The sequence below is a fragment of the Breoghania sp. L-A4 genome (assembly GCF_003432385.1).
GTDB lineage: Bacteria > Pseudomonadota > Alphaproteobacteria > Rhizobiales > Stappiaceae > Breoghania.
The window spans coordinates 1,363,407-1,375,979 of sequence record NZ_CP031841.1; the positions used below are offsets into that span (position 1 = coordinate 1,363,407).

A 12,573-nucleotide genomic window follows, 5' to 3' on the forward strand; every position below is an offset into this window, starting at 1 on the left:
CCGTCCAGCGACCCGGCGCCGGGTCCCGGCGACCTGGTTTCCGGTGATCTGATCTCCGGTGACGGGGCAGGCCGGCGAAGCCAATTTCTGCGGCGGACATGAGGCGTTCCAACACTGTTCTTGTTGGTTCAAGTGTCCGACATCGCAGGAAGGCATGCAACTAGGTCATTGGGACGCCTTGCCAGCGCAAAAGGCCGGGGCGCGTGGGGGAGCGTGGGCCGGATCCCGCGTGACGCGGGCGGATCTATGCTTGCGTCACGGAGACGGATTGCTCAACGAAGGTCACCTGCCCGAAGGCGCTGAGGAAGGCGACATTGGCGGCGTCGGGGCCGACGCCGATCCGCGCGATCGTGTCCGCCGGCGCCATGCCGGTCGCATCGACAAGATGCCAGGTCCCGTCGAGATAGACCTCCGCCACGGCATGAAAGTCCGGCGGGCTGACCCCGGGCGCATAGACGCTGGCAAAGCGCGCCGGAATCGTCGAGGCGCGCGCCAGCGTGATCAGGACATGGGCGAAGTCGCGGCAGATCCCCTGCCGCTGCACAAAACTGTCGAGCGCCGTCGTCTGCGCGTTGCTCGCGCCCGGGACATAGCTGAAGGCGCCGTTGATCCAGTCGCGCATCGCCGCGATGCGCGCGCCGCCCTCAAGATGGCCGAACTCGGCGGCGGCAAACGTCTGGAACTCGTCGGACGGGCAGTAGCGCGAGGGCATCAGATAGCGCACGGTGTCGCCCGGCAGCAGGTGCGGCGCGACCGCATCGAGCGCCGATATGTCGAGCGTCGGCCGGTCCACGTCGATGCGCGCGCTGTAGTCGCAGTGAAATTCCTCCTCCGCGCGCAGCCAGATGCGCTCGCCAAGGCCATCCTCCGCCGCAACCCGCACGAAATGGCTGACATCGGAGGTGTCGAGGCTGGTTGAGAGCACTTTTTGATCCGCGAGATCCGCCGCCTCGATCTGCAACAGCAGATCCGTCGGCCGCGCAAGCCGGTACGCCAGGTGGACGTGAAGGTCGAGGATCATGCTGCGTGTTCCGTTTTCGTGTTGCGCTCCTCATGGGCGCAGGGCGTGGGGAAAGTGTCAAATTTGTCGTGGGCGGTGGGGTGCTTTTGAGTGGAGAGGGAACCAAGGGCTGCATTGCGCCAGAAGGAGAACTTGCCGCAATTTCAGGATACGGACCGGAGCGGTCATTCGCCATAGGCTGAACTTTCACTCGCTTCCAACCCGAAGCGTACTATCGTGGTCCAAAGTCACGGCCTCAGCCGACTTTCAGTTTGTTGGGCTTGTTCCTTTGACGCCCACAGTCGGGTTGGGCTAACCGATCATCCCACTGGGCCTGCCAAAAGCCGCACAGGCCGGTAAATTCATTCATTGGGAACTCAATAGAAGCCGCGTGATTTTGGGGGAAAGCCATGTCATCGAAGATGGTTGGTCATAAAGCAGTTCAAACCGACTCCCTGCGCCAATGGTTCGGTATCGTTGTGGTGTATCTCTCTATCCCACTGGCTTTGTTGACCTGCGGAGGAGATTTCGGTTGGTGGCAGGCGTGGATCTATTCCCTGCTGATCGTTGCAGCTGGCATTGGCGGGCGCATTTGGGCGGAACAGCGGCATCCGGGCTTGATGGCCGAACGACAAAATACTGAGAACATCCGAAGCGCGAAGGCCTGGGACAAGGTGCTTGCTCCGCTGATGGCTGTCAGTCTTGGATACCCAATGGTCATTGTGGCAGGGCTGGATCACCGCTTTGGCTGGTCCCCTGAATTTCCGTTGTGGCTCGTCGTGCCCGGCTTCGTCTTGATCGTGCTCGGATACGCTTTCGCTTCGTGGGCATTGGCGGAGAACCGCTTTTTTTTCAGCGTGGTGACAGTTCAGACGGATCGCGGGCATGTGGTGTGTGACACTGGCCCATACCGGATTGTGCGGCATCCGGGCTATGCGGGAAACATTCCGCCGCTGCTGGGTATTGTGCTGGCCTTGGGCTCGGTGTGGGCGCTTGTTCCAGCTGCGGTGGCGTTGATCATCGCGGTGACCAGAACCGCACTCGAAGACCGGACCCTGCAGGAAGAGTTGCCGGGTTATCGAGACTATTCGCAGCGCGTGCGCTACCGGTTGATTCCAGGAATTTACTGAGTGACTCGCCTAACCTTTGCGGCGGCTGAATTGGTGGATCAAACAGAGCGAAGATGAGCGTCGGGTGGTGGTCATATCGCCGGAAGTCCCAAGGCAGCTTGTGGCGCATTCCGGGAGTCGGTCCCAAGTGCACCGAATGATCGCTTCCCGTCCATCTCTGCCGTCAATCGCGGCGAGGCGAACGCGCACGCGGCGCTCGGCGATGCGCAAAGCCTTGTTCCCCTCTCCCACCGGAGCCTGTCCTTGGACTGGCCGGTGGGAGAGGGGAAGGGCGGCTCAATGTCTCGTCACTACCGGGTGAGTTGAGGGTAGGGGGCCGGGCATTGCGCAGGCGCGTCTGGCTCTCAATGACCTCGCCCCTTGGGAGAGGGGGCGGATACGGCGGGCTTGTCCCGAGAATGCATACGAGGAACAAGCGGCCGATCCTTCGAGACGGCCCTTCGGGTCTCCTCGGGATGAGGGCGCGTTTGCAGCTATCTTCAAAACGTCAACACGACAGTCCTCATCCTGAGGAGCCCGGCGCCTGCCGGGCGTCTCGAAGGATGGGCGACGGGTGCGGAGCGGGCCGCGGCCATTCTGCAGCGGGGCCCATGGGTGCGCGCTGGAGCCCAGCGCGGGCGGCCTGAAATTTCGACGGCCCGCGTTGATTTCTCGCTCAAGGTGTCCATACTCGAAAATTATTTGTCTGAGCAACCAAATCGCCGAATTCCGCAAAAGGAACTATTCGCGCATTATGCGTGTTCCTGATGGTTTGTGTTTTGGAGATTTTGTCCTGTTTCACAGGTAGAGAGTTGAGTTCGGGTTCACAAAAGAGAAAATCTGTTTCTGAATCAGAATAAAGCGCGGGAATTGCACCATGCCTCCTCAATATCCTTTTATCGACATGCACACGCATCTCTTCACGGCACGATATCTGCCGCTGCACGGCGTTCTGCGCTCGTTCGGGGTTCCCAACTTGCTTGCGCGCGGCCTGGCGCGCATTGCGTTTTCCATCACGGGTGTCAGCGACTTCGGCGCCGCGGATGACGAGAACCAGGACGACCTTGTCGAGGCTCTTCTCGGGCGGGACGCGGACAAATTGATGCGCGTGACGACCGGGCGAACCCGGACGCTGATCCGGCGCTACCAGAGCTTTGCCGAACGCAGCCCGGACGAGGAGGAGGCTCTGCAAGAGGCGCTTGGCGGCATCGACGACATTGCGACCGAACTGGGCGAAGCGGGCATCGACCGGCCGCCGATGAGCAGCCGGATCCTGCATGTGGAGCCGCTCGCCGAGAAATCGGTCTTCGGCGATGACGTGGACATCCCCGATGAACTGGACAGCCTGCTGGCGCGCAGTTTCTCCGTGGCGGGTCAGAGGGTTTCCGGCAGCCCCTTCTTTCACGAGGCGGTTCACCTGCACCTCGATGAGGATTTCGATCCGGGAACCGATCGCGGTCTGAAGGCGGCCGGCCTGAGCCCGACGCAAGTGCGAGGCCTGCGCCAGGTGCTGCTTTTCATCGGCGTGATGGCCCTTTCAGAGCGGAACCGCTACCGGGTCCTGGAGAAGGACTACGCGAAGGGCAAACCCGCCGACGGGGTCGACGCCACGCATTATGTCGGCGTGCTGATGGACATGCAGGAAGCCTACGCGGAGCTGTGGGGGCGCAATCTCAAGCGCCCGCATTTCGATTTCAAGACACAGATGCGCCGCATGAACGCGCTGGCCCAGGAAACCGACGGAAAACTGATTTCCTACGGGGCGGTGGATCCCTTCCGCAGCAAGGACTGGAAGTCCTACGTCGAGCATGGCGTTGCCCATGGCGCGAAGGGGTTCAAGATCTACTGCCCGCTCGGCTACCGGCCGATCGACGACCGCAGCTACGTCACGCCGGTGGGTCCCGGCGCGCCTCCCGTCTACGCAGACCGGGCGGAAGAGGCCGCCCCCGCCCCGCACGCCCAGGCGGCAATGGCGGAGATCCTGCCGTACTTCGCGCAACGTGGCCTGCGGATGTTCACCCACTGCACGCCCGTCGGGTTTTCAGCGAAAGAGGGATACGGCATCTACGCGGACCCGGAGCTGTGGCGCCGCGCGATGGAGAGGTACGCCGCACGAGATCTCTGGCTGTTCCTCGGACACGGGGGCGGAGCCACGGAAATCGACTGGTACGGGTGGGCGGCGGCGTCCGATGAGGACTTCGAGAAAAGCTTTGCATACCGGGTCATTCAACTCGCGCAGGACTATGACAACGTCTATCTCGGATTGGGATATATTCTGGATGTCCTCGATCCGAACCGGCGCTGCCGGGTTTTTGACCGGCTCAAGCATTATCTGACGGCGCCCAAGCCGGACGGTGCGCGGCGTCATTTCAAGGAGAAGGTGTGTTACGGTACCGACTGGTCGATGCCGCAGGCAATTGGCCGTACGCGGGCGTATCTGAACGCCTTCTATGAGTTCTTTGATGACGAAGAGATCCGGGATTGGGCGCCCGCGTTCTTTGAGGGCAACGCCAAAAAATATCTCGGACTGGCGCCCGCCGGCTGACGTTGGCGGTGTGCTCGGGCGTGACGCGTCCACGGCAGGATCTCAGCGAACCGGCTCCCAATCACCTCTCCCGTTGGGAGAGGTCGGGCCCTCGGCTCTAGCCCAAGGACAGGCTCCACGCCTGGGTGAGGGGATCCAGCCTCACCGTATCCCTGAGAACCCGGCACCCCTCACCCCGACCCTCTCCCCATGGGAGAGGGGGCGGATGCGGCGGGCTTGGATCGTGGCGGGCGCTCCGAAAGAGGAGGCGTTATACGAACGCGTCCTGTGAGGCCCGAAAACAGTCAGGACCGAAAAGCCTTTACCGGAAACACCGCACGTCCGCCTCGGCCTGCGCGCGGTGGAGCTGGTCTATTGCGGTCCTGGCGACGGGGGCGCGAACCGGCGTCATGGTCTCGCCGCCGCCCGGACCCAAGGCGGGACGGATTGCGGCGTGCGGTTTCGGCGACGGTTTCATGGCAGGCCTGCGCGGAAGCGAGGGTGTTTGAATACAGACTCCGCGCTTGACTTGATGTAGGTCTGACATCGCGCGGACGTGTCGTCGTTCGCGCTTGTTCAGACATGCGAGGCACCTTGTCCAATACCGAACCGGACACCCCTGAATGGGGATACGCGGAACTGCGGCGCGCCGTGGACGCGGCGGGCGTTTCCCTGTGGACCTGGAACGTCGACACCGATGCGTTCGCGATGGACACGCGGGGATACGAGCTTTGGGAGGTTACGCCCGGGAAGGCTCTCACATTTGAAAGCCTGTCGGAGAAGATCCACCCTTCGGACAAGGATCGCGTGAGCGCGGCCTTCTCCGCCACCAGAGCGACCGTCGGCTCCTATGAGATCGATTTCCGCACCATGGTGGGCGCGCACGTCCGCTGGATTTCCGCGCGCGGGCAAGGTGAGGATGCCGGAATGGTAAAGCGCGTGGTCACTGGAATCTTCCTCGACATCACCGACCGCAAGCAGGCGGAAGAGGGTCATGAGCTGCTGGCGGGCGAGATGAGCCATCGCGTCAAGAATCTGCTGGCCATCGCGACCGGCCTGACGCGGATCACGTCGCGCTCATCGACCTCGATCGACGACATGACGAAGCAGCTGGTCAACCGCCTGACGGCGCTGGATCGGGCCCATGACCTGGTTCGGCCGTTGCCGGGAGAGCAAGGCAAGACCGCCCTGCTCGGCGACATCTTCACGGTGCTGCTGGCGCCCTACGATGACGAGTCCGCATTTGCCGGGCGCATCAGGGTTGCCGTTCCGCGCATGGGGTGGGCCATGTCACCGCGACCGCGCTCGCTCTCATCGTGCATGAACTGGCGACCAACTCCGTGAAATATGGCTCGCTCTCGGCGGAAGACGGCACTTTGGATGTCTCCGGCAGCATGCTGGATGAGGACGTCCAGATCTGCTGGGTGGAGCAAGGAGGCCCGGAAGTGGAGAGCCCGCCGGAGCTGAGCGGCTATGGCAGCAGTCTCGTGCGGAAGACGATGGAAGGCCAGCTCGGAGGATCGGTCACCTACGAATGGTCGAAAAGCGGCGCGCTGGTTACCCTGCTGATCAGCGGCGAAAAAATTTCAAGTTGAGCTGGCAACCGTCGCCCTGAGCAGTCGCTCAAACCGGCGGCCCGGGATCCCGGTCGCGCGGTGACGCCATCGCTTTCAGCGGAAACACCGCACCTCGGCCTCGACCTGGGCGCGGCGGAGGGTATCGACGGCCGGACTGTGACTATGCTGCCCCGAGTTGGGTTGGATAGTTGTCGCCACGCCACATATCTAGTCTCCAAAGGTCAACACGATCACAATCGATAAGATGGCATGCCGTAAATTGTCCCTACCCGAGCTTGCCATTTTGGGATAGAAAAGTTCGTAAGAGATTTGCGAGTATCATGTCGATAAATACAATGTTTGATAGGCATTTTTGATGGCAGATGAAATACTAAATCAGCTTGTGAGGCTGCAGGAACGATCTCGCCGAGCATCTATCGACCAGCTTAAAGAAGCGGCTCGACTAAAGAGAATGCATTATTTTTTGGGAATTCCGGCTATTATCATTTCCACAATTGTTGGATCAACAGCTTTTATTTCTGCGAGCGAAGGGCAAATTACATCACGTTATATTATTTTATTAATAGCGGGCGTAAGTATGGTCGCTGCAATACTAAGTTCTCTTATGACCTTTCTCGGATACAACGAGCGGGCTGAAAAACATAGAATAACAGGCGGGTTATACTCAAATATTAGAAGAAGATTGGAGGCTGAGATTGCAATATCCAAATCAAGCCAAAATGTTGATACCAATAAACTCTCAGACAATCTTAGGGAACTCTCCGATCAGTATAGCAAAATTACAGAGAATGCGCCTATTATAGATTTTGAAAAAGATTAATTCTTGAGTGATATAAGTAGATCATCTTTGAGCTGATCATAACCTTCAATTTTCATTGAGACGTTGTCGCGAGAAATCCACTTTAGGTTTCTGTCAGTTGTCGTTCTGCCAATAATTGAAATGCCGAGCTGATCGCAGGCATTTCTGCTAGCATCGCAGTCTGCCATAGTGCCTAGGAGTTTAAGATCAAGCCCCGGGCCCATGACAATCTCAGGCCAACTACATCCTAGGATCTCGGATGCTTCAACGACGCCCGTACTCAAAGGTATCGAATCGCCGTTAATTGAAATCCCAACATTGGAGGCGCCCGCCAGTTCTAAAAGCGATTGACCTAATCCGTCTGAAATATCCATGCATGAGGTAACTAAGCCAGTGTGCACTAAAGCATCCACTAAACGTGCCTCGCAAATTGGTGACACTATTGAATTGTAGAGCGATCGTTGAGTATTTTCATCAAGCTTTCGAGAATCCCATTTGTTATTGACAATAAGGCGGAGCGCTGCACCAAATCCCCGACCTTTCCCGTGACGAATACCAGTTCGGATGGCCCCGCTGTGTAACGGTGGAAATTGCCGCTAGCGCCGTAACCTACTGCAATCCCCACAAGTGAAAGGCTCGAAGCGAATTTAGTGTCGCCGCCAACAATTGAAATACCTAGCTCTCTACATCTTTTAGATATTCCTGAATAAATTTTTATAAACTCGCTTGCGCTAAAATTTCGCGGAAGAGCTACATTTACTAGTAGATATTTAGGCTGACAACCCATCGAGCAAATGTCGCTCGCGTTCACCTCAACAAGATATCTGCCCAGCGCTACTGAATCCATAAGGCCGTATTTCCACGCGACAAGATCCTCTGGGATCTTATCGGTAGTGATAGTGATATTGTCAACGCCAGCCGATATTGTTGCGCAATCGTCCCAAATGGAATTAGTCCGCCCAGTCTTTTGGGCTAGCGGTCGAATATGGTCCCTAATCAGTCTTTTCTCACCAACTTCACCTACAGTTAACATTGGGTCAAGATCGTTGGTGTTCATGTTTTACCCTATTCCCTATCATGCCGAGTGTACGGAAGCCGACGATACTGTTGGGTGTGTCGTAAGCAAGTTGGCGATACATTGTTATGAATTGAGATTGCAGGTACTGGGGCCAATCATAACCCTTTCCGCCATATCGTCGAGCATATTTCCGAATTATTTCAACAATTTCCAATAGGCGAACGTAATGTAAAAACAATGGTTCATCCCCGGTCAGTAAATTACGTGCTTTTAACGGTCCGTCTTCTTCCAGCAAAAATTCATCAATTTCTTTATGTCGATCAAGATTAACGTAAGCCGGAAACATCACTACTCGAATAGAATTTTCGAGTAAGACGAAGTCTTTTAGTATGTCGGCGTTAAGTTGAGCCCAGGCGAAATCAATTAAAACTGGCTTTTTCTCGGAATTCAGAACGATGTTATTACAATGAAGGTCTCCGTGTACGTGTTTTAGATTTCTAATGACCGGTTCCTCCCAGATGCCCTTGCCGGACGATATCTCTTCAAACAAACGTACCGGATTGGCAAAATTGGCCCCCGCACACGTAGACATTGCTTCATCGATATGCTCGATACCGACTATTTGTCCATATTTTTTCCTTGGATTTAAGCGTTTAATAGCGCTTATGTGCCATTCAAACTCATCTTTTAAGAGAACTGAAGTTGGTTCATTATTAGAAGTATCAGCAGTTCGTGAAAGGCAAATGCCGTAAAGTCTGTCAAAAATATTGCGCAGGCAATCTAAACGCTCTTTTTCTATATCTGGGTCATTGGACACATCAAATATAATATCAGATAACTGTAAAGTTCTTGCAGAGTCAAAATTGCTGTCACTCACTATCTGAAAGTATAAAATGCCGAGTGCTTCTTCCGCCTCTCTTGATTCATAGATTGGCTCACGCGGTGCGCCAGTCGTCTCAGGAAGAAGGTAGTTTTGAATTTTTTGAAAGTTTTCGTACTCTCTCTGAATTCGATCTTTTCGATCGATTTTTACTATATGTGGATAGCAATCTTTGTCCGGACAAAAGAATACACGAAACAATCTCGCCCCCGATCTACCCACTCGATCAAAGGGGGCTATATAAATCCTATTTGCCCCGTTGCCTATTCGATCAAGACAACATTCAATTAAAGACTTTTCACGATCCGAGAGCATTTCATATACAATTTCGACCATCTAAACAGTTCCCCAAAGTTTTAGAGTTTCTGAAAAGAGGTCCCAATTATCGAGCTTTCTCCAGTTCCGGCTGCAAGAGTATCCAAAATCGACCGCGATATTACGCATTATTTGACTTGGTAAATTCCGACCCATGAGACTGAAGCTTGTCCCGATATGGCTCTCAACATGCACATAGGATGTCTGCTTATCGTCATATGCGCGCAGATCTGTGAGACATATTTGGTCAACAAGCTTAAATGGTTCCTTCTCACACAGTTTTAACAGCTGTTGCCGAATGAACGGAAGGAAATTTGTCCTCCAAGGCATGATATGCATATGTGCGTGGTTGACACCACACCGATACTCAGATGCATCGTATACTCCGTGCTCAAAAGTTATATATCCATTACGATAGAAATTTTTTTTTCGTAGCTCATACAGCAATGTTTTATATGTATCGTTGTTTACTTCGTAGAACCCGGTACACTGAACTTTGGGAACAATAAGGCAATGACCAGAAGTTATCGGTGAAACAGTCGGCAGAATTGCGAACGCTTCAGTTTCATGAACGATGCGATAATCAGTTTTTGCATGTTTGGCTATTGCAATATCAAGGCGCCCGCTTTGTGCCTCATACAGCAGGTTATCAAACATTCTTCACCTCCTTGTAGCTCTGATTATATTCGCTATGTCCTTTATTGAGAACATCTAGTTTGCTGTTTTTTCCTTGTCGACATCATCATAGTTTGCAGCGCAATTTTTGCGTGCAAGCGATCGAAAATTTTTTTGTTTGCGATATGAGGCGGGGCTTGTGTCGCTGTCCGGTTTTTTCCAGTTTATGTATATTTGATCTGTGTTGCTATCGGAGAAAAATTAATTTTAGACTTACCAGGAAGGGTGCAGTATCAAATAGGAAGACGATTTCTGCTAAGATAGGCTTGCTAAAAATATTGCAATTTGGCTCGTACCCACAACGAATATACACGCCCCAACGCCGATGCTAAGAAGCTTTGCGCAGTGGATGGCGTATAAAGTTCAGAGCCCGTCGTTCAATGGATGACGAACTAACACCAACTCGCGGCCCAATGCAAGTCTGGCTGCATTGCAACAACAGTCGTTAAGAGGCGGCCATCAACCCCTACCTAAAACACCGCACCTCGGCCTCGACCTGCGCGCGGCGGAGGGTATCGACGGCGGTCTTGGCGAAGGGGGTTTCGCGGAACAGCGCCATCTTCTCGCCGCCGCCGGGAACCTGGCGCATGCGCAGCACGGTCTCCGCCATGGAGTAGTCCTCATAGGACAGCAGCGTCGACAGCACGTCGATGCTGCAGGAGCACTCGCGCAGCGCGGTCCGGGTCTGGGCGTTGGCGGCCATGCAGCCGAACACATAGTCGGCCACCACCTCCGTGGGATAGTCGTTGGCGCGCGCCGCATCCGGCGCGAGCGCCGCCAGACCAAGGGCGGCGGCCATGGAGAGCGCAAGCCTCATTGGGTGCTCTCCCGCAGCCGGTAGGTCTCGCGCAGCAGCACCTTGTCGCCGCCGGGCTCCGCGGTGGAACTGCCGACCTCATAGACGCCGCCGGGCACGCCGGGCGCCAGCGTGAACGAATAGGTCTTGGCGGCGAACGATTCCATCCGCGCCTTGTTCTTGTCCGAAATAAAGGGTTGGAAGGAGATGCGCGTGGCCTCCAGCGTCTTGCCCTGCCAGTCGATGCTCACGGGGGTTTCCGTGTGATGGCCGGCGGCGGCCATGGCGCGACGGATGACATTGCGGAAGTAATGGCTCGAGCCGCCGGTCGAGCGGCCCATCTGGTTCACGTCGCGCTGCAGAAACACCATGACCAGCGGATTGACGGACGTCGAGGTGATCGGTCCCACGCTCTGGTTGCGGGTCTGGGTGAACATCGACACGGTGACGTCATAGGTGCGCTCCTCGGCCTTCTCCTTGCGGGCGAAGTCGAGCACCACCTCGTCATGGAACGGCTTGGGCATGATCGCGCCGGCGAGGTCGTAGTCGTAGACCAGATGCGCGGTGTCGGCCATGCCGGCGAGATGGTCGGTGCCGTAGATTCCGGCGGCGGCCGAATTCGGCGTCAGCCCCTCGAGCCCTTCCGCGGCGGCCGGTCCTGCGGCCAGCGTGGCGATCAAAGCGGCGAAGGCAACGGTGCGGCGCAGGGTTTTTTCGAATGCAAACATGATCAATCTTCCAGGTAATAGCCGATGGTGCGGCCCAGCGCGAAGGCGCGCTTTTCCAGCAGCACCGGCTGCTCGCACAGATAGGTGAGGGATTTCTCGCGCTCGTCGAAGATGCGCAGGTCCCAGGTGAGGGCGTCGTCCAGCGTCACGCCGTCGGAGATCTCCGCGTCGCCGCCGTCCTGCAGTTTGGCGCGATTGTCGCGGATGCGCGCGGCCAGCTCCGCCTGGCGCCTGGCGAAGCGCTTGATGCCGGCGATCAGCGAGGCGCGGTTGGCATTGATGATGTCGAGCGAACGGCCGAACAATCCCGTCAGCGCCCGGTTGGCGCCCTGGGTGCCCAGCGCCTCGGTCTGCTTTTCGGCGAAGCGCTCGACCAGCTTCTCCGCCTCGCTGATCGGCGTGCGCCGCACCGCGATCTTGGACGCCAGCCGGGAGATGTCGAGATTGCCGGCCCACATCTCCGGTTTGGGCTCCGGCCCCGTCCAGACCTGGGCGGGGGAGATGCGCGGCACCAGCCGCTGGATGCAGGGCCAGTCGGGATCATCGCCCGCGGCCATGGCGGGCAATGAGGTGAGCAATGCGGCGGCCAGCAGGCCTGCGAGCCGGGCCGGCCGCCGCACCGGGGATGGGCGAAGCAAGCTCATGTGACCGCGCCCAAGGGATTGCGTTGATATCGGGTCATTTGTCGATACTGGGTCATTTGACGATGAACGTCACCGACGTGCCCTTTTCCTTGAGGCCGCGGGCGTACATCTCGTAGGTGCCGGGCTTGATCGGCACGAAGAAGATCTCCGCGGAGCCCTCGTTTTCGAATTCGAGCTCGTAGATCGAGTTGGCCTTGATCTCCATGCCGCCGGCCTCGATCTTGCGCAGCCAGATGAAATCGAAGAATTCCGGCGCCACGATGGCATATTCCTGAAAGCCGGAACTCTCGATCTCCAGCGAATAGGCCTGGCCGGTGCGCAACTGGTATTCCTTCACGGAGACATCGAAGCCGATCGGGTTGGTGCCCAGCACCAGGGTTTCCAGCTCGATCGGCTTGGTGGCGAGATAGCCGTCGGCGCGCGCCGCGGTCGCGGTGATTGCAAGGGCCGCGGCAATGGCGGCGAGGCGAAGCATGTGTGTCATCGGTGAGTTTCCTCTGTAAGCATC

The 12,573-nt window shown here is 56.8% G+C and carries 14 protein-coding genes; 5 read left to right on the plus strand and 9 right to left on the minus strand.

Features of this window, described 5'->3' with window-relative positions:
- Nucleotides 1-244 precede the first annotated feature (244 nt).
- On the minus strand, nt 245-1,021 hold the full coding sequence (locus tag D1F64_RS06365) for a transglutaminase family protein (protein WP_117411740.1): 777 nt from the start codon (nt 1,019-1,021) through the stop codon (nt 245-247).
- Nucleotides 1,022-1,410: 389 nt separating this feature from the next.
- On the opposite strand from D1F64_RS06365, the gene D1F64_RS06370 reads away from it, so the two are divergent.
- From D1F64_RS06370 to D1F64_RS06385, 5 genes are all read left to right on the plus strand, one after another.
- Nucleotides 1,411-2,130, plus strand: a complete 720-nt coding sequence (locus D1F64_RS06370; RefSeq protein WP_117411741.1) for an isoprenylcysteine carboxylmethyltransferase family protein — start codon at nt 1,411-1,413, stop codon at nt 2,128-2,130.
- 856 nt (nt 2,131-2,986) lie between these two features.
- Nucleotides 2,987-4,654: a hypothetical protein gene (locus tag D1F64_RS06375; protein ID WP_162901344.1), complete on the plus strand. Its 1,668-nt coding sequence runs from the start codon at nt 2,987-2,989 to the stop codon at nt 4,652-4,654.
- 573 nt (nt 4,655-5,227) lie between these two features.
- On the plus strand, nt 5,228-5,977 hold the full coding sequence (locus tag D1F64_RS06380) for an HWE histidine kinase domain-containing protein (RefSeq protein ID WP_346432303.1): 750 nt from the start codon (nt 5,228-5,230) through the stop codon (nt 5,975-5,977).
- Nucleotides 5,974-6,228 carry a hypothetical protein gene (locus tag D1F64_RS25335; protein ID WP_346432304.1) on the plus strand — a complete coding sequence of 85 codons (255 nt, stop codon included), beginning with the start codon at nt 5,974-5,976 and terminating at the stop codon, nt 6,226-6,228. The genes D1F64_RS06380 and D1F64_RS25335 overlap by 4 nt, the downstream gene beginning before the upstream one ends.
- A gap of 337 nt (nt 6,229-6,565) precedes the next feature.
- On the plus strand, nt 6,566-7,030 hold the full coding sequence (locus D1F64_RS06385; protein ID WP_117411743.1) for an SLATT domain-containing protein: 465 nt from the start codon (nt 6,566-6,568) through the stop codon (nt 7,028-7,030).
- Here the strand turns inward: D1F64_RS06385 and D1F64_RS06390 are convergent.
- From D1F64_RS06390 to D1F64_RS06420, 8 genes are all read right to left on the minus strand, one after another.
- Entirely contained in the window at nt 7,027-7,449 is a 423-nt protein-coding gene (locus D1F64_RS06390; RefSeq protein WP_346432305.1) for an AIR synthase-related protein, read from the minus strand. The two genes, D1F64_RS06385 and D1F64_RS06390, sit on opposite strands and share 4 nt — an antisense overlap.
- Nucleotides 7,449-8,066, minus strand: a complete 618-nt coding sequence (locus D1F64_RS06395) for an AIR synthase related protein (RefSeq protein ID WP_117411745.1) — start codon at nt 8,064-8,066, stop codon at nt 7,449-7,451. Before D1F64_RS06395 ends, D1F64_RS06390 begins: the two co-directional genes overlap by 1 nt.
- Nucleotides 8,047-9,243, minus strand: a complete 1,197-nt coding sequence (locus D1F64_RS23150; RefSeq protein WP_162901346.1) for a hypothetical protein — start codon at nt 9,241-9,243, stop codon at nt 8,047-8,049. Before D1F64_RS23150 ends, D1F64_RS06395 begins: the two co-directional genes overlap by 20 nt.
- The gene (locus tag D1F64_RS06400; protein ID WP_117411746.1) at nt 9,244-9,879 is read right to left on the minus strand and encodes an HIT domain-containing protein; all 636 of its coding nucleotides are present in this window, start codon (nt 9,877-9,879) and stop codon (nt 9,244-9,246) included.
- A 484-nt stretch (nt 9,880-10,363) separates the two neighbouring features.
- On the minus strand, nt 10,364-10,714 hold the full coding sequence (locus D1F64_RS06405; protein WP_117411747.1) for a hypothetical protein: 351 nt from the start codon (nt 10,712-10,714) through the stop codon (nt 10,364-10,366).
- Nucleotides 10,711-11,421, minus strand: a complete 711-nt coding sequence (locus D1F64_RS06410) for a hypothetical protein (RefSeq protein WP_117411748.1) — start codon at nt 11,419-11,421, stop codon at nt 10,711-10,713. The genes D1F64_RS06405 and D1F64_RS06410 overlap by 4 nt, the downstream gene beginning before the upstream one ends.
- Nucleotides 11,422-11,423: 2 nt before the next feature.
- The gene (locus D1F64_RS06415; RefSeq protein ID WP_162901347.1) at nt 11,424-12,065 is read right to left on the minus strand and encodes a hypothetical protein; all 642 of its coding nucleotides are present in this window, start codon (nt 12,063-12,065) and stop codon (nt 11,424-11,426) included.
- Nucleotides 12,066-12,117: 52 nt separating this feature from the next.
- Complete coding sequence (locus D1F64_RS06420; RefSeq protein WP_117411750.1) at nt 12,118-12,549, minus strand: copper-binding protein; 432 nt, start codon at nt 12,547-12,549, stop codon at nt 12,118-12,120.
- Nucleotides 12,550-12,573: the final 24 nt, after the last annotated feature.

Excerpts from the sequence above, each read along its gene's own strand:
- D1F64_RS06405 (WP_117411747.1), bottom strand. The coding sequence starts at position 10,714 with ATGAGGCTTGCGCTCTCCATGGCCGCCGCCCTTGGTCTGGCGGCGCTC.
- D1F64_RS06415 (WP_162901347.1), bottom strand. The coding sequence starts at position 12,065 with ATGAGCTTGCTTCGCCCATCCCCGGTGCGGCGGCCGGCCCGGCTCGCA.
- D1F64_RS06365 (WP_117411740.1), bottom strand. The coding sequence starts at position 1,021 with ATGATCCTCGACCTTCACGTCCACCTGGCGTACCGGCTTGCGCGGCCG.
- D1F64_RS06420 (WP_117411750.1), bottom strand. The coding sequence starts at position 12,549 with ATGACACACATGCTTCGCCTCGCCGCCATTGCCGCGGCCCTTGCAATC.
- D1F64_RS06385 (WP_117411743.1), top strand. The coding sequence starts at position 6,566 with ATGGCAGATGAAATACTAAATCAGCTTGTGAGGCTGCAGGAACGATCT.
- D1F64_RS06395 (WP_117411745.1), bottom strand. The coding sequence starts at position 8,066 with ATGAACACCAACGATCTTGACCCAATGTTAACTGTAGGTGAAGTTGGT.
- D1F64_RS06370 (WP_117411741.1), top strand. The coding sequence starts at position 1,411 with ATGTCATCGAAGATGGTTGGTCATAAAGCAGTTCAAACCGACTCCCTG.
- D1F64_RS23150 (WP_162901346.1), bottom strand. The coding sequence starts at position 9,243 with ATGGTCGAAATTGTATATGAAATGCTCTCGGATCGTGAAAAGTCTTTA.
- D1F64_RS06410 (WP_117411748.1), bottom strand. The coding sequence starts at position 11,421 with ATGTTTGCATTCGAAAAAACCCTGCGCCGCACCGTTGCCTTCGCCGCT.
- D1F64_RS06375 (WP_162901344.1), top strand. The coding sequence starts at position 2,987 with ATGCCTCCTCAATATCCTTTTATCGACATGCACACGCATCTCTTCACG.
- D1F64_RS06400 (WP_117411746.1), bottom strand. The coding sequence starts at position 9,879 with ATGTTTGATAACCTGCTGTATGAGGCACAAAGCGGGCGCCTTGATATT.